We start from the raw sequence: 21655 nt of genomic DNA, 5'->3' as shown, positions 1-21655 counted from the left end.
GTTCTGACCTCTATTTGTTTGGACTGGGCGATGGTCAGGACATCATCAATGATGACGCGGCGTATTACAGCGGCAATATTGATGTTTTACGCTTTGGAACGGGCATAAGCGCTGCGGATATTTCAGTGTCGCGTTCAGGCAATCATGTGATCTTCAGTCACAGCAATGGCAGCGACCAGATCACGGTGCAAAACTGGTTCACGTCAAGCGACGATCGATACAAGTTGGAGCGTATTGAGTTTGCGGACGGCACCGTGTGGACCGGCGCTCAAGCGGCGGCTGCGTTGCTGGTTGCAACAGGCACCAGCGCGGATGACGTACTGACCGGTCCTTCTACTGGCAACCAGACACTTAACGGCCTGGGTGGCAACGATACGTTGAACGGCGGTTCGGAACACGATGTACTGAATGGCGGAGCGGGGAACGATGTGCTCAATGCCGGCTTCGGCAATGACCAATTAATCGGCGGCACCGGCAATGATGTACTCAACGGTGGCAGCGGTTCTGACCTCTATTTGTTTGGACTGGGCGATGGCCAGGACATCATCAATGATGATGCGGCGTACTACACCGGCAACGTCGATGTCTTGCGTTTCGGGCCGGGAATAAGTGCATCGGATATTTCGGTGTCGCGCTCAGGCAATCATGTGATCTTCAGTCACAGCAATGGCAGCGACCAGATCACGGTGCAGAACTGGTTCACTTCAAGTGACGATCGATACAAGCTGGAGCGCATTGAGTTTGCGGACGGCACCGTGTGGGCCGGCGCTCAAGCGGCGGCTGCGTTGCTGGTTGCAACAGGCACCAGCGCGGATGACGTACTGACCGGTCCTTCTACTGGCAACCAGACACTTAACGGCCTGGGTGGCAACGATACGTTGAACGGCGGTTCGGAACACGATGTACTGAATGGCGGAGCGGGGAACGATGTGCTCAATGCCGGCTTCGGCAATGACCAATTAATCGGCGGCACCGGCAATGATGTGCTCAACGGTGGCAGCGGTTCTGACCTCTATTTGTTTGGACTGGGCGATGGTCAGGACATCATCAATGATGATGCGGCGTACTACAGCGGCAACGTCGATGTCTTGCGTTTCGGCGCGGGGATAAGCGCGGCTGACATAACGGTGTCGCGCTCAGGCAACCATGTGATCCTCAGCCATAGCAACGGCAGCGACCAGATCACGGTGCAGAACTGGTTCACTTCAAGTGACGATCGATACAAGTTGGAAAAAATTGAGTTTGCGAATGGTGTCGTTTGGAACGGTGCCGATGTCGCCGGAAAAATAACCACTGGGGCAGTACCGTCTAATAGTAAAGCGATGAGTGACGCTGGCTTCGTTTTCGTGGATTCGCGCATTGCAGAAAGTAATATCGTTCTATCGGATCAATTCATGATCGAGGCGTTGGAGGAAATGTCCATTACCGGAGATGAAGGCGTCGGAGCAACCAGGCTGGCGGCGTTCACTGGGCAAACCCAGTTGCTGATCGATGCAATGGCCGCGTTCGTACCTGTAGGTCCTGGGCAAGATTTGAATCAATACAACAGGCCAGTTCCGCTGGACCTGCCTCTGTCAGTAGGTCCCGTGTAAGGTGCGCGGTATGTCACTGATGGCTGTCATTACCCTTTTGAGGTAACCAGGCTTGACCTTTTTTTGAGTCGGACATAGCTTTGATTGGCATTGAGCTCTCGTGCTCAATGCCTGCCTATCGTCGATGCCTCGCAAAAGGATTTGCCTATGAGTCGCGTCAATGCTGCCTGGATTTTTGTGTGGCTGCTGCCTGTGACAGTGATGGCGGCAGCTGAGACGGGCAGTGAGCCTGATCGAGCCGAGCTGATGGCGGTTTATCGACGGGCGCAACTGCACAACTCAGAGTTGGCAGCGGCGCGCGCTGGGTTTGAAGCCCAGCAAGAATCAGTCCCGCAAGCACGCGCTAACTTACTGCCCGTTGTCAGTTCTACCGCGACGTTCGAGTCCACCCGTCTTGAACGTGATGCGCCTGAATTGACGCGCGCGCGTAGTGGTAGCACCTATCAGGCGAACCTGAGACAACCCCTGTTTCACGCTGAGGCATGGTTCGGTTTGAAAGTGGCAGAGGCGACGACCTACCAGGCCGAGTTGGAGTTGTCAGCGACTGAACAAGAACTGATTCTGAAAACGGCTGAAGTCTATTTTGAAACGCTGCGCGCTTCTGATAATCACGCGGCTTCAGAAGCTGAGGAGGCTGCGCTGAAGCAGCAGATGGATCAGGCCCGTGGTCGTTTGCAAGGAGGCCTGTCCAGCATCACCGATGTGCTCGATGCGGAGGCTGCTTACGATAACGCCCAGGCTAACCGTGAGCTGGCTAGCCGAAAAGTTGATGATGCGTTTGAGCAGCTCATTCGATTGACCCATCATGAATACTTGAGTATCGAGGGCGTCTCGCATCGGTTACCGGTACTTTCTCCCGTGCCCGAAGATGCCAGGCAGTGGGTGAGTTCAGCAGTCCAACAGAACCTCAAATTATTAGCCAGCAATATCGCGGTCGAGGCCGCCGAAGACACAGTCAGGCAACGACAGTCCGCCCATGCGCCGACTGTTGCAGCAGTAGCGTCTTACCGCAAAGGCGACAACGATAGTTTTGGTTACAGTAACCCCAGCGATTTTGGTCGTGATGGATACAAGGACAATGTGGTACAGAGTTCCATCGGAATAGAGGTCAGTGTGCCGTTGTACAGTGGAGGGCGTATCAGTTCACAGGCGCGTGAAGCCTATAAGCGATTGACTCAGGTGGAGGAGCAACGCGAAGGTCAGCGCCGCACTGTAGTACTGGAAACGCGTAATTTTTATCGAGCAGTAAGTTCGGACATAGAACAGATCCGTGCGCGCAAGAAAACGATACTTTCTGCGCAGGGCTCGTTGAAAGCCACACAGGTAGGGGCCGATATCGGTACGCGCAATACCGTCGATGTGCTGAACGCACAACGTCTGCTCTATAACTCAGTGAGGGACTATAACAATGCCCGATACGATTACATTCTCAACAACCTGCGCTTGAAGCATGCAGCGGGCATATTAAGTCCCTCAGATCTGCAAAGCTTGGCGACGTACCTCAAGGCTGACTACAACCCGCGCCGTGACTTTCTACCGCCTGAGCTGATAATTTCCAACGCAGGCGGGTTACCGCTTGCTACGATCAAGCCTGTTCCCGACCACAGCTAATTACACGGGCCACTGCCTGCAGGTCCGAATGAAATACGGCTAACTGAACGTTAAGTATCGAGCCGGGTCTCTCGATCAAAGACGTTACGCTTGAACCAATGATCCGGGACCCCGATGCCAGGGTGCCAAACAGGACTTCCAGACTTCTCGCAGGGATGCAGTCGTATGCAAGAACAGAACTCAGGGGCCGCTCAGCCTTCAGGCAGCGTTGATACAGGGCTGGCTTGCCTGGTCATGCTCGCGCGCTTTCACAGTGTCGTTGTCTCACCTGAGCAGCTATTGCACGAATACGTCGTGCAAGGTCAGCACTTCTCCAAGGCCGAGATCCTTCTTGCCTCTCGTCAACTCCACCTCAAAGGCAAGTCTGTTCGTACCAAGACAGACCGTCTTGCACAAACGCCGTTGCCTGCAATCGCGTGTGCCGTTGACGGAAGCTTCTTCATCATTGCCCGTGTGGATCAGGAAAAAATACTTATCCACGACCCTCTTTCGCAACGTCCCCTGGTCATCTCAAGTCGAGAGCTGGAGGAGCGATGGAGCGGTGAGTTGATCCTGGTTCGTTCCCAAAGCGCTGCACCAGGTGAGCTGTCGAGGTTCGACTTCACGTGGTTCATTCCTGCGATCGTAAAATATAGAAAACTGCTGGGAGAAGTTTTGTTGGTGTCGTTCGTACTGCAGATTTTCTCACTGCTGACACCTCTGTTTTTTCAAGTAGTGATGGACAAGGTATTGGTTCACCGTGGCCTGACCACACTCGACGTGATCGCCCTGGGGCTGCTAGGTATCATGCTTTTCGAATCGGTACTCAGTGGGCTGCGCAGCTATGTCTTCGCTCATACCGCAAGCCGGATCGATGTGGAACTCGGTTCGCGCTTGTTTCGACATCTGGTCACGCTGCCTCTGGCTTACTTTCAGGCACGGCGGGTAGGCGATTCAGTGGCGCGAGTACGTGAACTGGAGAACATCCGTAGTTTCCTCACTGGCAATGCGATCACGTTGCTGTTGGACGTGTTGTTTTCCTTCGTCTTCATCGCGGTGATGCTTTTTTACAGTGGATGGCTGACATTGATTGTCCTGGCATCGTTGCCGCTTTATTTCATTGTTTCGTTATTCATCACGCCGCTGCTTCGAGCACGGTTGAATGAAAGCTTTGCCCGAGGTGCGGAGAACCAGGCGTTCCTCGTCGAAACCATCAACGGTATCGATACGCTCAAATCGATGTCGGTAGAGCCTCTGATTACCCGCCGGTGGGACAACCAGTTGGCGTCTTACGTCGCCGCAGGGTTCAAGACCCAGACGCTTTCTACCGTTGCCAATGAAAGTGTTTCACTCATTGGCAAATTGGTAACGGTCGCGACGCTATGGTTGGGCGCACGACTGGTAATTGAAGGGCAGCTGTCGGTGGGTCAACTGATCGCTTTTAATATGCTGGCCGGTCGTGTTTCACAGCCGATCATGCGGCTGGCTCAACTATGGACCAATTTCCAACAGACCGGCGTTTCGGTTCAACGCTTGGGTGACATCCTCAATAGTCGCACAGAAATGTCACAGGCAACCCGCAGTGCATTGCCTACGCTCAAGGGTAATGTCGAGTTTGATCAGGTGCATTTTCGATATAGGCCGGAAGGTTCAGAGGTGCTCCGAGGCGTCAGCCTAGTTATTAACGCGGGCGAAGTTATCGGTATTGTTGGACGTTCCGGTTCCGGTAAAAGCACGTTGACACGGCTGCTGCAAAGGCTGTTTGTGCCGGAGCGGGGGCGTGTGCTGGTAGATGGCATGGACCTGGCCTTGGCGGATGTATCTTCATTGCGGCGCCAGATCGGCGTGGTATTGCAGGACAACATGCTATTTGCCCGCAGCATTCGCGAAAACATTGCATTGACCGACCCTGGCGCGCCGCTCGAGGCGGTCATGCAAGCCGCTAAAATGGCCGGCGCGCATGAATTCATCCTTGAGCTGCCGGAGGGGTACGACACCGTCGTGGGTGAACATGGAGCATCTTTGTCGGGCGGGCAGCGCCAACGAGTAGCCATTGCCCGAGCATTGATCGGGAACCCACGCGTGCTCATTTTTGATGAGGCTACCAGCGCCCTCGACTATGAGTCGGAACGCATCATTCAGCAGAACATGCAGACCATATGCAAAGGACGCACAGTGATCATCATTGCTCACCGCCTTTCTGCCGTGCGTGATGCGAACAGGATCGTGGTGATGGAACGCGGCCAGATTGTAGAGCAGGGCACTCATAACGAACTGTTGGAGCTTCCGGCTGGTCAGTACGCGCGTCTTTACACTCTGCAGCAAGGATAAGAACCATGAACAAACCCTCGGCGGGTCGCGACTTGGTTCGACGATATCGGCAAGCCTGGAAGCTGGCCTGGGGGCAGCGTAAGCAAATGGATGCTCCCGTACGCATGTCCCACGAAGTGCAGTTCCTTCCCGCCGCCTTGGCGTTACAGGAACAGCCTGTACATCCCGCGCCACGTTACATTTTGTGGACCATTATGCTGTTTGCCTTGTTGGCATTTGCATGGTCTGTTTTTGGCCAGCTTGATGTGGTCGCCACCGCAACAGGTAAGGTCGTGGCCAGCGGCAAGAGCAAGACAATACAGCCGAGTGAGGTAGCGGTCATACGTGCGATCAAGGTCCGTGATGGCGAGTCTGTCAAAGCCGGCGATGTGCTGGTTGAGTTGGACACCAACATGACCGGTGCCGATATCAAACGCTTGAAAAGCGAGTTGTTGGCGGCCGCTGTCGACAGTTCTCGAGCAACTGCTCTGATAGACGCGATTCAAACCGGGAAAGCGCCAGGTTCTTTGGCCGGGCAGATTCCTGGCGCGGCGCCTGAGCAAGAGCATGCGGCTGAGCGTTGGTTGCAAGGCCAGTACCAAGAGCTGCGCAGCTCGCTGGAACAGATTGATGCTGAAATTGAGCAGCGTGGAGCCGAGATTCAAACTGTGACAGCGGCTTTGATCGCATTGCAAAGAACACTGCCCATAACCAAGCGATTGGCTGAGGATTACCAGCAGATGCTTGCCCAGCAGTATGTGCCTAGACACGCCTACCTTGAAAAACAGCAAGCCATGATGGATCAGGAGCGCGATATCTCGGTGCAGCGATCACGGCTGGCTGAAGTGTCGGCCTCAAAGAGGGGAGCACTGGGACGCCGTCAGATGGTATTGGCTCAATCTCGGCGCACTATGCTGGATCTTCAACAGCAGTCCGAGCAGAAAACCGCATCGCTCCTCCAAGAGCTCAAGAAAGCAGAGCAGCGCAATCACCTGATGAGTCTGACGGCTCCTGTTAATGGTACTGTTCAGCAATTGGCTATTCACACCGTTGGCGGAGTGGTGACGGCGGCTCAACCGTTAATGGTCATTGCCCCCCGTGGCCAGGCGCTCGAAGTCGAAGCCATGTTCGATAACAAGGACATCGGTTTTGTTCGACCGGGACAATCGGTAACCGTCAAGGTGGAGACTTTCACTTACACCAAGTATGGAACGGTTGAAGGAGAAATTGTTTCGGTCTCAAACGATGCCGTGGAAGATGAAAAGCGAGGGCCTATTTACAGCAGCAGAATTCGCCTGTTGAGTAGTACGGTAAACGTGCATGGCAGAGCGATCGAGCTTTCTCCAGGGATGTCTGTGACGGCAGAAGCCAAGACTGATCAGCGGCGGGTAATTGAGTATTTCCTAAGCCCGCTGCAAGCGTATGCAAACTCAAGCTTGCGAGAGCGTTGATCAGGCGATTGGCAAATCGCCATATGAAAATCGATGCCTTGGGTCAGTCCAATGCACGTTTCGTTTCCCGCTCCAGGCATAAAAGAGAAAGCCACTCTAACGAGTGGCTTTTTTTGCCTGCGTTTTGTGCATAAGACGCTTTGGCGTCGTTTTTCGTTTTTTGAGAAAACCACTGAAATCCAGGGTGATTCGGTAAATATAAGTACCGTTTCAGGTTCTGTCTCATGGACAGGCTCGAACCCGCATTGGTGCTGGATACTCTCAGGTCGCGAGACGGGTTCTTTACCCCGACGTTGGTGCGGGCTGGCCTTAAAGCTCAGTACGGTCCGATGTCGTGGAAAGCTGCCTCGTCTGTTAAGCTGATTCCTAAGCCCGATCAGAGCCTACGTGGCTGATTGGGCTGATGCCTGAAATGTTTTGAAGCAAGGCCAGCGTACCTTGATTTTTGCGTGCGGCTGGACGGTATTACGATGCCTTTGATGGCATATAGCTATTCTTCCGGTTACTCTCCAGACTCCCAACATGGAGAGACCGCAATGGATGTTGTCAGTCGGGTTGAGCGAGCAAGAACCAAGGCGTTTTACCAACTCCTGGTCGACAGGCTCGGGTCACAGAGCTGGGCTGAGCGCAAAGCCGCCTATGTGAAGCTCATCCGTGACAAAGAATCGAAATTCGATATCAAGTTACCGATCGAGTCGCAGCTTTTCACGCCGACAGAAAATGATATCGACTGGTACATCCTCGCATCGTACCTGTCCCATGATTTTCCCTACAGTGATTCGGCTTACAGTAGTAGACGAGTCTTTCCCTACGCCATGGCCATCGGCGCCGTTGCCGAGCAACTCCGAAGCGTACCCAGCGTTGGAGATGTCCTAGACAAGATGTTGGCCAACAACAATAACCCGGAAACGCAGCTGTTCGAGCTGCTGACGGCCTCGTTCTACCTGAAAAACGGTTACGAGGTTGCCTTCATTCCAGAGAACAGCATCACGTGGCCGAACGGGAAGAAGAAGTCGCCAGATTTGCTCGTCAAATCAGGTGAACTGGAGTTCTACGTTGAATGTAAACGCTCGGATAAACAAACAAAGTACTCGCTTGGCGAGGAGGAAGCTTGGGCCAACATCTGGGCGCAGGTGAGCCATTACATGCTCAAAGCCGCACCATGGAGGATCGTTGATCTGACGTTCCATGAGAAAGTGTCAGATGTCACAGAAGAGGATGTAATCAAGGTGGTGAACCTTGCCATCAAGGCAGATGAGCAAGGGGTGAGGGTGGGGGCCATTACCGCGAAAATTCGCGTAATCGACAAGGTCGGGCTCAAACGCCACTACCGGAATTTCTCTGTTAGGCCCAATAGCCCGCAACAAGAGCTGCTTGTGTTCGGTGACATCGATAGCAACGAAAAGCGCAACGTCGCGACTGTCGCAAGTCGGGTCATTCGCCCTGGAACCAATGACGACATCCTCAACATGTTTGTCAAAGACGTCGCCAGTTGCGTAGGTGCCCAATGGCGCTGCGACCATGAGAACTCACTCTCGTTACGCTCCAAGCACTTCAAGAGCCTGGTCAACGACGGCGTGAGCCAAATTCCTCCCGATCGCGCTGGCGTGGTGCACGTCTGGTTTGAGACTCGTGACGGTATCGAGGTCGAGAAGCTACGCCGGGACAAAAATGTCGACCAGATCGGTGCCTACGATGCCTCTGAAACCTCTGTGCTTGGCGTCTTCGTACACGCGGTCAACTACTACCCATTTGAGGACAGCTACGAGTGGGCCGAGACAGTACAGGACTTTGCGCGGGTGCCACACTTGTTGGGGCTCTTCCCCCGGCAGACCCTGATGCTCGGATCCGATGCGACAAACGAAGTTGAAGACATCACCCATTGGGAACAGGACAAAGCGGCAAAGTCCCTTCGGTGAGATCGGTCAAGGATGGTGCTGAAAAGCGTCACCTTCTGCTTACACAGGAAAGTGAATGCGAACTTTAGATAGCTGGGCTCATCGACTTTTACATCTCCCACTGCTCATCGAGTGCCCCTCGATGCAGGTTATAGGCTACGACCAAGAAGAACCTCTTTTCACCGGGCCTGGCCACATCTCTATCAAGTCACGCACTGAGATGGAATTTGTGATGCACGGGACGCCGGCTGATGAAGCCAAGGCGCTTGAACGCGTCATGCTCGCGTTCGAAAATCCATACGTCAATCTGGATCAGCTCAGAGTCTTCGCGGTTGATTATGAGGGCGTAGAGTGGAACTGCGGTTGGGTAGACGTTCAGATCGGTGAAACTGCGAAGGGCACCTGGCGGCTCTCAGGAAGCATTCAGGGAATCATGACCATGGCCTCAGGGACAAGGATACATCCCGAGCCAGGGGTGGAGGTGGTCTATGATGCGCAACTGAGCGTTCCTATTCCGCTGCTCAGCCGGAAAGCGTTGCGCGAGAGTGCAGAGTCGCCCAAGTCGACTTCCAGGCAAAGGATAGATCAACAACACCAGATCGAGGTTGAGGGCGGGACAGTCGCCTTCCATCGTAGCTGGGGTGATGAAAGGCTATGGGTTACAGCATCTGGATTTCAGCCTTCCCTGAGCGTGTTCCTAGAGAATTGGGTCGGAGAGCCGCTCAACCTTCTTTTTGGTCAATTGGTTTATCCGCGCCTGACGGCCCGCAACATGGGTAATGGATCTGCGCTAATCGCCTTGCGCAATGTCTCAGATCACACTGCAGACACCCAGGTTTCATCGTTATTGATAGCCAAAGACCAGCGATGGCACAGTGAGCGCTTCTGGGAGCTCTATGGCCAGATCCTGTCCATGATTATCCGAGCGGGACAGAACAAGGCGGCACCGGATCTAGCACTTCATCAGCTCACTCAGTACTACCAGGAAATTGCCCAGGCCACGACTGGCTCGCACTGGGTACTATGTATGACCCTTGCCAGTGTCATCGAAGGTGTGGCAAATCTGATGTTCCCTCCGGTGAAGTCTGTTATCTCGGGCAAGGAAAACATCGACACTTGGGAGGCGTCCATCAGAAGCCTGGAAGTGCATGTCCAAGAATGGGAGGGAGATGACAAGCTTCGCCAAAGGCTCATGACTTCACTGCGAGGCGCCCGGGAGAAGGGTGTGCTTCATCGACTCAAGCCTTTGGTAGAGAACGGGGTGATTGATAAAGAACATCTCAATGTCTGGCAGAAGGTGAGAAACAGCGTCATGCATGGAAACCTAGTGTCTCCTTGGCTTGCCGAAGAGCTTGAGCAAAACCTTACGCGGTTGACCGACTCGCTCATCGACTGAGCGAAGCCTATATCCGCAAATGTGCAGCCTAGGCTCTGTACGAAATTAGGCGAAACTATTTCGGAAAGCGTAAATGTATGAATTCCATGGAACTCCTACTTCAGCTGGTGAAGGTTTCTGATGGCTAAACGAAATTGCAGTCGAATCCTGAGCGTTGATCCCCGACTTTTTTATCGCGCCTCGCCATTGCAGGCGCCACAAAGCCGATGATCAGCTCATGCTCAATGGCATCCTCTGGGATCTCTCTTCCGGTGCGGCCTGGCGTGACATGCCTGAGCGTTTTGGCACTTGGTCAACGGTCTATCAACGCTGTCGTGATTGGCGCAACCAAGGCACGTTCGACCAGATGCTCAAACTACGCTCCCGCCTTCGGTCACACCTCCAGCAATATTTGTTGCGCAGGGTCGTCTTCGAACATCAGGGCCTGCCTATTCTGAGCGATGCGTATTTTTCATCCGATCTTGCCGTATGGATCTCGCTTCGGGCTAATCGATAGGATGCGATCGCTCCCTGTCAAACCTTGTGAAATCGCGCTATCTGGGAGGCGTCAGGATAGGGTGTTGACTACAGACGATGAGCCTCCTCGCGCCACGCGTCATGGCAACGTAGAGGTTCCTGGCGTTCATCTGCTCAGGCTCCAAAATCACCGCAACATCAGCCTCCAGTCCCTTCAGCAGCAACGTGCTGCCTACTGCTCGACGCGACAATGGGCGCCCTTGCATCCGGTTGCGCTCGCGGATCTGGATAGCCGCTTCGCGGAAGGTGTGCGTGTGAGATGCTGCCATTCGTAGCGCGGCGATACAGCAGCGAAGGATTTCCGGGCGGTATACGCGGCAATCCTGCTGCTGGGAGAGCTGCTGCAGGAGGTCGCTCACACCTGCAAAACTGGGGGCTGCCAGATAGGTCACCGCGACGGACTCAGCGACTGTTGGTGGTGTGCGGTTGCGACCATTGCGGATGGTTTCCACCCGAGTGAGGTAAGCATTAACGCCCACACCGGTCATCACGCTCCCGGCGAAGTTGGCTATCTGGCTCAGCGACGTTGGCCCTGCCAGCTCGAAGCTCTGAGCGAAGGTGATGAGGTCGGGCAGATCCACAGCCTCTACCGTTGTTGCACCTGGTGTCTGGCTTGTCAGGCGCTGCCTGCCTGCCGTGTTTCTGGCATCCCCTATGATCAGCGCCGACTCTCCGTTTTGCAGCGGGGTCAATGCAGCGTTTCGTCGTTGCGCGTCGGCATTGGCTGGGTGGATCTGTATCCACTGAACTTCGTGGGGCGCTGCAGCCAGATCGACTGGGCGACCGGCTTCCAGCAGCTCTCTCATCTGAAGCAGCCAGAGCCCCAGGTTCTCCGCATGGGCGAGGCGCCATCGCCAAGGCGTGGCCAGGGCGCCAATCCTGGGGAAGTGTGGAAGGACATCGGTGTTCCAGTCGACCAGGCGATTCTGTGCGATGTCGAAAATGGCCTGCATGGGGTCGCCCAGGACATAGGTGGGCAAACTGGCAGCGAGCCAGGTGACGATGATGTGTTGTGCTTGGTTGCAGTCCTGGTATTCGTCGACCAATAGGTGCGAGTAAGTTGACCGTAACACCTGATCCAAGTGTTGCCCGCTCAGCAGCGCGATAGCCGCCGCGCGGATTGCAGGATAGTCAGCGGCGCGATTGGCTAACTGCATGATCGCTGGATTGTGCCCGCTTCGGGCGGGAAATTTGCCGATTAGCTTCATGGCGAAGCCATCCAGCGTTGCAATGCGAAATGAGGCGGGCGGCACTCTTGCACGGGCCATGCGAGCGCGCAGCGCTGCGACTCCGGCGTTGGTGTGGGTAAGGATCAGAATGGGTTTTGGCCCCGTGTGCTGAATCAACGTGTCCGTAATCAGCTGCGTTTTGCCGCAGCCTGCCGGCGCCGTTATCGACCCTCTTGGAAAATCGAACAGCGCGATTTCAGGCGGCATGAATCCAGCCTCTGATCCGGTTGATGGTCGTTTGGAGGTCGGGATGAGACGCCTGCAGGTTGGGGCCAATGATGTGCTTTGCGATGAACTCGTAGGTTGTCACCGACTTGAACCAGCCATTCTTGCGAATGCGTGAAGCAAGTCCTAGATAGCTTCGAGTACCTGGTGCGTAAGGCACCCCTTGCGCTCGAAATGCCTCGATTTGCTCTAGATTCAGGTTGTTTTGCGAACGATCGCGTATATGGACAGCTACCAACTCTCGGTCACGCACCTCAATGGCTTTTTCGAGCAGCCTATCGATGGCGGTGTCCGGCACGCATGCAAACAGCTCATCTTCTAAGGCTCTGTCCTGGCCCCAGGTGGCAGACTGTCCTCCCGCCAGATGGAAAGCGTTTTGGATGGCGGGATTTAGGGGCTTGTCCGCATCGACGATCACAAGCACCTGGTACCCGAGGCTCAGCAGAGCGGAGCCACGCGTGTAGCAGTTGTCAGGGCTGCCGCCGTTGACGTTGACATAGGCTCCGCCCAGCGCGAGGAAGGAAGGCCTGCCGAGAGTGCCCCAGTATTGATCCAGGCCGCGCATCAGCCCCACTTCACTGGCACCTTCACAGACCACGATGCGTTTGGCCAGAAAGGCCTCGGGATCAGCCCGGAGCGTGCTCTGTACATCATCGGATGTTCCGGCTTGGCGAACCTCGTGATGCCCCTGTAGTGGACGAACCACGAAGAGTTGATGCCCCGACAGTTCACGCAGGGCAACTGGGGAGTGGGTGGTCAGGAACACCTGAAGGGGCTCTGGGGTGTCCTTGGCGCCGAGAGAGTCCATGAAGCGAATCAGGCGATGGGGTTCCAGGCCAAATTCCACTTCATCCACCAGTGCGATGGAGGCTGCCTGTGCGACTTGGCGTTGAAGGCCCGCTACCAGCAAGCGAGACGATCCGGTGCCGAGCGATCGTAGAGGAATGCCCTGGTCGTTGTGCAGGGCAATGGCGCCATCACCGATCGAGACTGCATGGGCATCCAACAATGCCTGGGCGGCTGCACCAACGGGTACGCCGAGATAGTTGGCGGTCTGCGTCACAATCTCCAGAGGCCGCTGAAGCTGAGCTCCTGCTTGTACGCCGAAACCGTTCCGAGCGTCTCGTGCGGCCTCTGCCAAGGCACCACCGAGCGCAGGCCGCTCTTCGGTCAATCGGTTGAGGATGGAGTTACGGCTCCACGACAGGTTGGTGTTGGCATAGCTTCCGATGCGAGCGGGGGAGATGCGTGCTCGATCCTTCCAGGCCAGGTTTCGCTCAATGCCCTGCTGGCTCGCTCGGTCAGAATAGAGCCGCCAGGAAGGCTCCAGATCACTCTCGACCTTGAGTTGCAGAGTCAGTACGGTTTCGATACCGAAACGCGGCTCATCTTCTAGCGTTCGGTTCGTGTGATCGAAGCCGCGCAGGAAATCGCCATAACTGTCGAGGTTGATCAGGTCATCAGGTAGGCCACCCAGCGTCACCGTGATCAGGATCGGCTGTGCAACATCCAGCTGGTAGAAATCGGTGTCGCCGAAAGGTGCGTTGCGTCGGGCGCCGAGGCAAAGATCGATGGCATCAAGAATACTGGACTTTCCGCTATCGCCAGGGCCGATCAAGCAATTGAAGCCGGGTGAGGGTGTCCAGTCCAAGTTCTGAATAGAGCGAAAGTTTTGGATCTGGAGCCGACGAATCCTTGCCATACAGTAAGTCCCTGCGCTGATCTGCCCGATGCCGCTTCGCTTTGATCATAGCTAGATTTCGAGTCAGCACAGTGCACGTGATGAGACGTCACATCAGATTTCCATCCTGGACGGTAGCCAGCTTGCTTTCCTGCCATTTGGTTGGAGTGGCAATTGAAGCGATAACAAGCAGCTCAGGCGCTGGGATGCCTTTAGCGGCTGGGTTTGCTGCGTAACATCCCACTTTAGCCAGGAAGCCAAGCTTGAAGCTATCCGCGTCCAAGGCTTCTGGGCACGCATCCAGGTTACTCACTGATTAGCAGCTGCTGCTCGGTCGCCAAGCTCTGGCTTCATGATGGCGCGAATGTCATACAGCAAGCTGCTCACGTCATGTAGCTTGCTGATGAACTCCTCCAGTATCTCGTTGGTGACCTCGAAGTAGCGATTTTTCTTGTCCAGCCGACGGTGCAGAATTTGCTGCCTGGCTTGGTTGGTGATCGGGTAGGCGTGCATGATGTCCGAACGCCGTGTATTTAGTGCTTGGAACATGTCAGCGGCGGCGCGGCCAGTAGGCCCGACCGCCGGTTTTGTTGCTTTAGCTTTCTTTACGCACTTGCGGAATTCGCTGAGGATCTCGCCGCCCGTTCTTGCCTGAAGCTCAGTGCGGTTCACGAGCGGATCCATATGGTGAGCGAGCTCGGCCATGAAGCTGCTGAGGGAAGCAAAGCCGTACAGCGCGACCCCAAGCCGATAGATGTAACCATCGTCGGCTGGAAGCGCGAGACGGGTGAGCCCTCTGATGGCTTTGGTGTTTAGCTCGATGGTCATGACGTGTACTCCAACATCCTTATTGTGTACCGAAGATGCCGGGCTCTGTGCTGCGAACCAGGACTGTACTTTACAGGGGGAAAATGACTGAGTTACTTGAGCTTACCGCGCAGCCAGCTCATTACCCGGATCAACACTTTCAGCTTGCGATAGAAGTTATCCGCATCGACCAAGAAGCCCAATTGCTTGCGGAGCTGCGCCATCTCGCTCGTCACGGCCCTATGCGTATCGGTGCCAGCCAGGCCTGCTGCAACCATGTTCTGATCAACCTCGCGCAGTCGACGGTACCAGGCAATATTGATTGCGTGGTGCTCGAAATAGCGGTGGTTGAACACGCGGTGCTTACCGAGCAGAAACAGGTAGGCGCCAAAGCCCGCCAGAAAGACCTGCAGGATGCTGATCTCAACCCCCTGAGCGTTCAGAAACTGGACGATTTGTGGCGTTCGCCAGCAGCCGATCGCGAACAATACGGGCCATAGGGCAATGGCGAACAGCGCTTCGTTCGTGTGTGGGTAGCGTGTCAGTTGAATGGGGATGAAGCGGAGACGGGTCATGGCAACTCCTGGTGGAAGGCTGTCCTGGCACGAGGGGCCAGGACTCACTCAAGCTTTCGGTTTTGCCTAGGTTCGATGCAACTCAAGTGGATGCATTTGGTACCTATCGCCAAGAGAAGCGGCGCATTCAACAGCTCGTCAGAACGTCACTTCACCCTTGAGTGGCCAGCCCTCAGGCACCAACGCCGGGGGTTTACTCCAAGGTGCCTCAACCAGAGACTTCTGGAACCAGTCATCCCGTAGATTGGCGTGCTCGGTGATGATGATCTGGAAGCCTGGTACGTCTTCGACCGTGAACTGGTATAGCAAGTTGAACAGCTTGCGTACCGAGTCCATATCGGCATCGGATTGCTCGGTGTTCAATACCGTACCGTCGACCGCTTTGTAAGATTCCTCTGAGGGGAAATACACTTGGGTCGGCTGATCGATCAACAAGAAGCGCGGCATGGGTCGATTGCTCTTGGCGCAGTACCAATGCAAAGCGAGCAGCGCGGAGAGATGATAGGCTAGGTAGTTTTCGCCGCCTCCTGTCCGAGCCATGGGCACAGAGCGCTCAGGGCGGTCGAAAATGATAGTCAGCTTCTTCAGGTCGAATCGGGCAGGGTAGGCACTGAATTCAGATTCGAAGCGTTTGTTGTACAGATTGAACTGTGCCGAGATGCTGTTCATGATCGACGCCAGGCGGTCATCCAGATCGACATCTGCCAGCGCCTTTTCCAGCTCCTGAACGCGCATTTCCCGACGGCGATAGTCAGCCTCTTGCTGTTTCAGCGAACTGTCAGGGACGAAGCCTTCAAGGAAAAAGCTGATGCGCCCCACGACATGCTTGGCGGCGTCGCTTTGCTTCTGTGCGTTCGCCAGCACCGTATTGGCGGCGATGGCGGCTGTCAGCTCCGCTTCCTTCTCGACAATCGACTTGGTCGTGTCCTGAAGGCGTTGGTTTTCCTCCGCTAGGTAGCCCTGAATCTGCGGACGTTGCCCCATCACTGTCTGCATTTCTGCCTCCAGAGACGCCAGTTCGCCGATGAGCGCTTGGGCTATCGGGGTGTCCATCGCCAAGTTCTTTTCTGCAAAAGGCCACTGCCATTCGCCTGTTGTTGCATTCTTCGGAAGCGACTTGATGGATAAGAGGCGGTCGATATGTTCCGATGCCTCGCTCTGAAAGCCGCCGGCACGCCGCTCGAACAATTGGCCGGCCTCAATTTTGGATTTGATCTCGCGCTTGGTTTTCCTCAGCTTGACCAGCTCAACTTCCAACTTGGGTACCTTGTCATCAGGCTGGGAGTGCGGTTTGGCGGGAGTCCATTGTGCTGCTGTTTTGAGCGCGGCAATGATCTCCTCGACCTCCCCAATGGGGGACTCTGAAGAGAGTATTCCTACGGACTTGGCTTCAGTCAGCAGTGCGATGGCCTGGTTTCGGTTGTTGCCCACGGCTTGCTTCGCCTGCTCAAGCAGCTTTGTCTGGGCTCTCAGGTCTCGCTGAGCTGTCCGCAGCCTAGTCTGCAGCTCGTATCGCTCATTGGTTGACGCGCCGAGCAGGATGGGAAGCGTATCTCTGATCGCCTGGGGTTGGAACGGCTCGTTCTGGCGATAGAAAAGCTGATCCTTGTTGGTGACTAGGCCCTGCCTTTGGAAGAGGTAGTAGTACGAATGCTTGATGGAGGCTTCGTAGCTGTTACGCGTGTGCTCCTCCGCAACTTCTGTGCGGTTTTCAGGAATGCCAAGTTGGCGTGACAGCAACGAGGTGACGGCGACGTCGTCCGTGTTGACCACAAGCTCGGAAAACTCAAGGGGCTGCACGAACTCCCCGGTACGCGTCATGGCCAGGCTGCAGCTCGCGCCGCCTGACCGTGGGGCCGGCTTCGCTACCATGACCTGCACGTCCGGAAATTGATAGATCACTGCGAACCAGGATACCTTGTCTTGGATAACACCATCCGAAACGTTGAAGTTGGATTGGCCCATGCAGTATTCGATGATGTCCGAAAGGGCGGATTTACCTGTCGACGAGCGGCCCGTAATGATGTTGAGTCCGTCGATTTCAAAGTTGACATCGCGGCGCTGGCCATCGTGGCTGTATACATGGATGGAGCTGATTTTCATGGTCGAATTCCAAAAGCGGTGTACACCGTAACCCTGTCTGCAATCTTGGCGAACTCTCTCCCCAACAGAGCCGCTGTACGTTGGCACGCGACTGTTTCCTCGGTGCCCTCGATGTCTGCTTTAACCCTCCTGGCTTTCGGCAGGAGTCGTCCCTGCGGGGTAACCTCGAAGCAATCGGTGTGGTGCGCCAACGCAAATGCCTCGAAAGTGAACGGCAGCATTTCAGTTACCCTCTCTGCCAGTCCGATTTGCATCTGTGGGTAGGTTTCTACCGTTTTGAGCAGGTAGCCCTTGTAGTGCTTGAGCAGTGCGTTTCGAGATTCGTGGTGGAGGCTAAGCGGCAATACAAGCAGTGACATCGAAAAGGGCATCCCCTTGGGATCTATCACCGCATAGGCCTTGAGCGCACGGATCAAGACAATCGCGCAGAAGGCAGGGTTGAACAGATTTTTGGTCTCAAACGGACGCTCGTCCCAGCGAATCATTCGGTCTCTCCTGCAGCCTTGGATAGGCGATCCAGAAGCTGTGGATGCCAGTAAACGGTGGGATAGGGGCGCTTGTTAGCGAGAATCTGAAAGCTGCCGCGAAGTACGTAAGGCTCAGTCACACGTGCCCGGATTTTCAGGTGATCAAGCTTCTGGGCTTCTGTCTCAGCCCAGGTATACAGCTTCTTGGCAGCGGTAATCAGTTCCGGGTCAGAGCAGTCCTCGATTGACGCACCGAGTGCATCATCGTCGAATAGGACGTCTTTGGTGCGCTCCCACTCATTCGTCAGCCGGCGTTCATACTTCATGATTTCTTCAGAGCCCACCAAGCGCTGCCTTGCCCAGGCTGAGCGCTGCTCAAATGCTCGGTAGTAGTCCAGGATCGCATTTCGAATGCGGCTGGGGCTTAGTTTCAACTCACGGAGTTGACTAACGAACAGCCGGTTATCGATGCTCACATCAATGGGGGATATGGGTGTCGCGTCCTCGAAGGTGATCGGGAGATTGTCATCCTTGTACTCTTCACTGAAGTTGAACAGTTTTTCTGAAACGTCCCGGGCATATGCGGGCTCGCTCTGCGGCTCGCAGAGCATCTGGATGATCAGGTCATTCCACCATCCCTCCAGGCGCTCAAAGACTGCATCTCTGTGCTCAGCACGGATTGGCCGCATTTTCTGGGCTTTGATGAGTGCTGGGAGATCGCCAATCCGAGGCGTGCTGTCAATAATCGTGATTCTCGATACGAAGTCCTCTTTCTCCAGCGCTGTCAGCTTCGTGAGCAACTCCTTGATCTTGGTGAACGATTTCGCTTTGCTGGTGGCGAGCGTGTTCTCTGTCAGTTGCCAAAGGCTGGGCCGAGCCTCCGTTGTATTGGCGCCGTACAGAAAGAATCTCAAGAATGAATCCGGTGCGACGGACGAGGTGGTGAACAGAAAAAACTGATAGTCAGACTCAACCCGCCCATTGGCCAGGTAGCGAGTTAGCCAGATATTGACCGACTTCCAAAAGTCGACAGACAGGTCAGTCAGGCGTTCACCAGCAGCCTTGTGCTTGAGAGAGGCCAGTGTCTTCTTTCCGGAGGATTCCAGGAAATCGAGGTCATCTTCCTTCTCTATGAGGATCGCGGTGTCCTCTGGAAGCTCTAACGCCTGGTACAGCGCAAAGCGGGGTTGGAAGATGTAGCCCAGCCCCTGTTCTCCGGCGCTGTAGGGATCGCTATCTTTCTTTTGGTCTGCGGAATCGTTGCTTGCTACAGAACTCATAATTCAGCCCGTGCTCCAAGGTTGTTCATCCCAGGTCTGCTGTGCTTGGGATGGGGGCGAGCCTAGTCTATCGAACGCCTTCTGATGCGGTCGTATACGCCACAAGCAACGCCTGATGTGTAGTGGTTGGCTATTGCAGTCTGAGTGGCTGCGAGCCCTTGCCTGCGGAGCCATCATGTCTTGCGAGTGAAAGCTTGATGGTGCAGGGTGAGCGTGTGGGAAGGCCGCCGGCACAAGAACAGATTCGCGTGGGATTCGACCGCTTTCTCGCAGGAGGGCATGGGCCGCGCTGGAGTGAAAGGAGCTCGGTTGTTGGTGCTTCTGCAGTGGGGAGTCGTGGTGCGATGTTTGATGCCAGTGGGGAGGCGCGAGATGAGCGGCGCTGCGACGGATACACCTAGGGCGAAGATCACCCTTGTACTTTGCGCTCGTGCTGGCAGTCTTTCCATGTTCAATCTGACCTAACCGAAACTCCATTGAGCACATTCTGACTTGAGTGGTGGCACATGGCAACCACTTGCGCTAGGTGCGATGACGTCCTACCGTCTGCCTCCTCCCGTAACTGTGATTCGTCTGGCTCCGTCTTGAAGCTGGCGTAGAGGTCTAGTTCGCCTTGCTGTTCAATCAGGCAGAACGCGTAGCTCGCTACGCGGAAAGTCGCCAGGGCAGTGTGGGAGGAGTGGGGTTCATCTCAGCGGGGACCACCTTGCGAATTGCCCCAACCCTGTTTTGCTTACCAAGAACCGACTACTGACACATCCTTGAGCTTCACGGTGGTCATCTGGCCTTTTTCATCACCCACCGTGATGGTCGGAGGGATTGTTTTCGGGGGCCGCCTGTACCAGTCACAGCATCCCTTTATCACGTCGCCGAGAAATCTGCTTTCCAGGACTTTCCGCACAAGGTTGTCGGTCAGCACTGGATTTGGATCGAAGAAAAAATCACCAGGCTGTTCGAGCTCCATGGGGGATGGATTCATGGTGTCGAATTTTCGCTGAAAGGACTTGGCTGGTGGGGTGAATGCGTGGTGGGAAGATTTAGCCGTCTCAGGAAAAATCGGGCTCATAAAGTCGATTAGATAGCCGTCGCACGCAACCATCGCGTGGAAGGCGCTGGGGCTGCTATGGGCTTCGCCATCTTCAATTGTTGCGAAGCACATGACCTTCGAGTCTTCGACATCTGTCATCAGGCACATTGCGCCCGCGAGGGGATGAGCCTCCCTCCTATAGTGCTGACGGAGAATTGCAGCGCCCGCCATGCTGAAGTACCAGCAGGCGTGAGCAGTGTCTGCTTGACACGAATCCAGCACGCTGCGGATGACACGATGAATCCGCAAATAGTCGAGGAGCGGTATTAGCTCAGGCGATTTCTTACTCATGGTTGTCCTTTTCAATGAGGGTGGCCCGGTCCCCCGGCCTCCACTGGTGCACAGAATCAGTGTCCAAGCTTGTTGTTCAGGTAATGAAAAAGCGTTCTGACCGCATTGACGAACAGGAAGGCTTCTGGCGCCTCGATGAGGTGCTCGTTTGGATGAGCGACGCTTCCGTGGTTGCGGACGGTGTTCAATGCATCCAGAACAGAGGCGAATGACTGAAGTACTTTGGCAACATCTGTCGTATGGGCACCCGAATCAGCCAATGTCGGGTGATTGGTGCGGAGTGCTTTGAAAGCCTGGGTCAGGGTTGCATCGGGGGGAATTGCAATGCTGGCCGCTGCACATTCGGCCTTCAGGTAGCCGTGCATTGCGGTATGGAGGCGATCTACGGCGCTCTGTGCACCATTCGTCTCGATGAATTGATCAGCGTCCGTAAGCGCCCGCCGTACAACCTCAGAAGCGCTTACCGAGGGCGTAACTGCTCGGACGTGACCGACGCTGATTCCTAATTGATGGAGATGGTTCGGCACGGATACTTCTAAAAGAGGCAGTACCTTCGGATGCTCAATCAGTAGCGCCAGTGCCTGGCCGTTGTGATGCTGCATACGGGTGACCACTTCAAACACGCAGTCACTGTAATCCGGGTCTCCCCAGTCGAGGCTCCGCAAAAGCCGCTTGTGGCCTGTGATGTAGGCGTGCAGGCCTGTGAGGTGCCCAACCTCATTCCAATCGGATTTGGTGAATGTCTCGGTGATCGCTCGCTGTACGGCGACGATCAGTGGGCCATTCCAAGAGGGGTCATGGAGCAAATACTCATTCATACGAAAATCCTTTTCACTGTGTCCGCAGTGCTGTGGGGCCACTGACCGAAAGTCTGCGACTGGTACCGACTCGAATTCTCCACCCGTTCCAGCCTTGATGACGACCTTGTCTCGTCGATTTGCAACCAGTCACCAACGCGCTGGGTAGCGAATACATTTCCGGAACGATGAACCCCAAGGTGGGTAGGGTATCCAGCAGAGTACAACGTGACTATCGATTCGAGAGTGGCGTGCGAAGCTGGAGGAGAATGCAAATGCATCGCTGGGTGCACGGCAGTTGGCCATGGCGAGCACGGTTTGCGTATGATCCCGAGTTCGTCCTCGCTAGTCCGGCTTCTG

The 21655-nt window shown here is 55.2% G+C and carries 15 protein-coding genes and 1 pseudogene; 7 read left to right on the top strand and 9 right to left on the bottom strand.

The annotated features are described in order from the left end of the window. From AC4PS7_RS09185 to AC4PS7_RS09155, 7 genes and pseudogenes are all read left to right on the top strand, one after another. The coding region (locus AC4PS7_RS09185) for a calcium-binding protein (RefSeq protein ID WP_492179348.1) at window positions 1–1592 on the top strand (1592 nt) is incomplete at its 5' end. Window positions 1593–1793: 201 nt separating this feature from the next. Beyond that, window positions 1794–3203, top strand: a complete 1410-nt coding sequence (locus AC4PS7_RS09180) for a TolC family outer membrane protein (protein ID WP_492179359.1) — start codon at window positions 1794–1796, stop codon at window positions 3201–3203. A gap of 165 nt (window positions 3204–3368) precedes the next feature. Continuing rightward, window positions 3369–5513 carry a type I secretion system permease/ATPase gene (locus AC4PS7_RS09175; RefSeq protein WP_492179347.1) on the top strand — a complete coding sequence of 715 codons (2145 nt, stop codon included), beginning with the start codon at window positions 3369–3371 and terminating at the stop codon, window positions 5511–5513. Window positions 5514–5518: 5 nt separating this feature from the next. Beyond that, window positions 5519–6943 (top strand): HlyD family type I secretion periplasmic adaptor subunit, encoded by a 1425-nt coding sequence (locus tag AC4PS7_RS09170; protein ID WP_492179346.1) that lies wholly within the window; start codon window positions 5519–5521, stop codon window positions 6941–6943. 536 nt (window positions 6944–7479) lie between these two features. Continuing rightward, the gene (locus AC4PS7_RS09165) at window positions 7480–8862 is read left to right on the top strand and encodes a hypothetical protein (protein ID WP_492179345.1); all 1383 of its coding nucleotides are present in this window, start codon (window positions 7480–7482) and stop codon (window positions 8860–8862) included. A 55-nt stretch (window positions 8863–8917) separates the two neighbouring features. Continuing rightward, a complete protein-coding gene (locus tag AC4PS7_RS09160; protein ID WP_492179344.1) occupies window positions 8918–10237 on the top strand; it encodes a hypothetical protein in 1320 nt (439 codons plus the stop codon). Window positions 10238–10391: 154 nt separating this feature from the next. Further along, window positions 10392–10592: pseudogene (locus AC4PS7_RS09155) on the top strand (transposase); the annotation flags it as partial. A 178-nt stretch (window positions 10593–10770) separates the two neighbouring features. Here AC4PS7_RS09155 and AC4PS7_RS09150 read toward each other — a convergent pair. From AC4PS7_RS09150 to AC4PS7_RS09110, 9 genes are all read right to left on the bottom strand, one after another. Further along, entirely contained in the window at window positions 10771–12189 is a 1419-nt protein-coding gene (locus AC4PS7_RS09150; RefSeq protein WP_492179343.1) for a UvrD-helicase domain-containing protein, read from the bottom strand. Further along, window positions 12179–13909 (bottom strand): ATP-dependent nuclease, encoded by a 1731-nt coding sequence (locus AC4PS7_RS09145; protein WP_492179342.1) that lies wholly within the window; start codon window positions 13907–13909, stop codon window positions 12179–12181. Before AC4PS7_RS09145 ends, AC4PS7_RS09150 begins: the two co-directional genes overlap by 11 nt. Window positions 13910–14197: 288 nt before the next feature. Continuing rightward, window positions 14198–14716: a hypothetical protein gene (locus tag AC4PS7_RS09140; RefSeq protein ID WP_492179341.1), complete on the bottom strand. Its 519-nt coding sequence runs from the start codon at window positions 14714–14716 to the stop codon at window positions 14198–14200. 92 nt (window positions 14717–14808) lie between these two features. Continuing rightward, entirely contained in the window at window positions 14809–15270 is a 462-nt protein-coding gene (locus AC4PS7_RS09135) for a hypothetical protein (RefSeq protein WP_492179340.1), read from the bottom strand. Window positions 15271–15408: 138 nt separating this feature from the next. Further along, window positions 15409–17373 (bottom strand): DUF3732 domain-containing protein, encoded by a 1965-nt coding sequence (locus AC4PS7_RS09130; RefSeq protein ID WP_492179339.1) that lies wholly within the window; start codon window positions 17371–17373, stop codon window positions 15409–15411. Continuing rightward, entirely contained in the window at window positions 17370–17858 is a 489-nt protein-coding gene (locus AC4PS7_RS09125) for a three component ABC system middle component (protein WP_492179338.1), read from the bottom strand. Before AC4PS7_RS09125 ends, AC4PS7_RS09130 begins: the two co-directional genes overlap by 4 nt. Further along, window positions 17855–19120 carry an ABC-three component system protein gene (locus AC4PS7_RS09120; protein ID WP_492179337.1) on the bottom strand — a complete coding sequence of 422 codons (1266 nt, stop codon included), beginning with the start codon at window positions 19118–19120 and terminating at the stop codon, window positions 17855–17857. The genes AC4PS7_RS09125 and AC4PS7_RS09120 overlap by 4 nt, the downstream gene beginning before the upstream one ends. Window positions 19121–19853: 733 nt before the next feature. Then, window positions 19854–20498, bottom strand: a complete 645-nt coding sequence (locus AC4PS7_RS09115; RefSeq protein ID WP_492179336.1) for a DUF2026 family protein — start codon at window positions 20496–20498, stop codon at window positions 19854–19856. Window positions 20499–20554: 56 nt separating this feature from the next. Then, entirely contained in the window at window positions 20555–21316 is a 762-nt protein-coding gene (locus tag AC4PS7_RS09110; protein WP_492179335.1) for an abortive infection family protein, read from the bottom strand. Between the last annotated feature and the right edge of the window lie 339 nt (window positions 21317–21655).

This window comes from Pseudomonas sp. DW-iso3 (assembly GCF_058725305.1).
The sequence above is the reverse complement of the archived record's forward strand: the minus strand, read 5'-3'. Positions and strand labels throughout refer to the sequence as shown.

What these genes read in the sequence shown, in the direction of transcription:
- AC4PS7_RS09120 (WP_492179337.1), bottom strand. Translation starts at nt 19,120, where the DNA reads ATGAGTTCTGTAGCAAGCAACGATTCCGCAGACCAAAAGAAAGATAGC.
- AC4PS7_RS09150 (WP_492179343.1), bottom strand. Translation starts at nt 12,189, where the DNA reads ATGCCGCCTGAAATCGCGCTGTTCGATTTTCCAAGAGGGTCGATAACG.
- AC4PS7_RS09165 (WP_492179345.1), top strand. Translation starts at nt 7,480, where the DNA reads ATGGATGTTGTCAGTCGGGTTGAGCGAGCAAGAACCAAGGCGTTTTAC.
- AC4PS7_RS09110 (WP_492179335.1), bottom strand. Translation starts at nt 21,316, where the DNA reads ATGAATGAGTATTTGCTCCATGACCCCTCTTGGAATGGCCCACTGATC.
- AC4PS7_RS09145 (WP_492179342.1), bottom strand. Translation starts at nt 13,909, where the DNA reads ATGGCAAGGATTCGTCGGCTCCAGATCCAAAACTTTCGCTCTATTCAG.
- AC4PS7_RS09115 (WP_492179336.1), bottom strand. Translation starts at nt 20,498, where the DNA reads ATGAGTAAGAAATCGCCTGAGCTAATACCGCTCCTCGACTATTTGCGG.
- AC4PS7_RS09140 (WP_492179341.1), bottom strand. Translation starts at nt 14,716, where the DNA reads ATGACCATCGAGCTAAACACCAAAGCCATCAGAGGGCTCACCCGTCTC.
- AC4PS7_RS09135 (WP_492179340.1), bottom strand. Translation starts at nt 15,270, where the DNA reads ATGACCCGTCTCCGCTTCATCCCCATTCAACTGACACGCTACCCACAC.
- AC4PS7_RS09180 (WP_492179359.1), top strand. Translation starts at nt 1,794, where the DNA reads ATGGCGGCAGCTGAGACGGGCAGTGAGCCTGATCGAGCCGAGCTGATG.
- AC4PS7_RS09175 (WP_492179347.1), top strand. Translation starts at nt 3,369, where the DNA reads ATGCAAGAACAGAACTCAGGGGCCGCTCAGCCTTCAGGCAGCGTTGAT.
- AC4PS7_RS09170 (WP_492179346.1), top strand. Translation starts at nt 5,519, where the DNA reads ATGAACAAACCCTCGGCGGGTCGCGACTTGGTTCGACGATATCGGCAA.
- AC4PS7_RS09160 (WP_492179344.1), top strand. Translation starts at nt 8,918, where the DNA reads ATGCGAACTTTAGATAGCTGGGCTCATCGACTTTTACATCTCCCACTG.
- AC4PS7_RS09130 (WP_492179339.1), bottom strand. Translation starts at nt 17,373, where the DNA reads ATGAAAATCAGCTCCATCCATGTATACAGCCACGATGGCCAGCGCCGC.
- AC4PS7_RS09125 (WP_492179338.1), bottom strand. Translation starts at nt 17,858, where the DNA reads ATGATTCGCTGGGACGAGCGTCCGTTTGAGACCAAAAATCTGTTCAAC.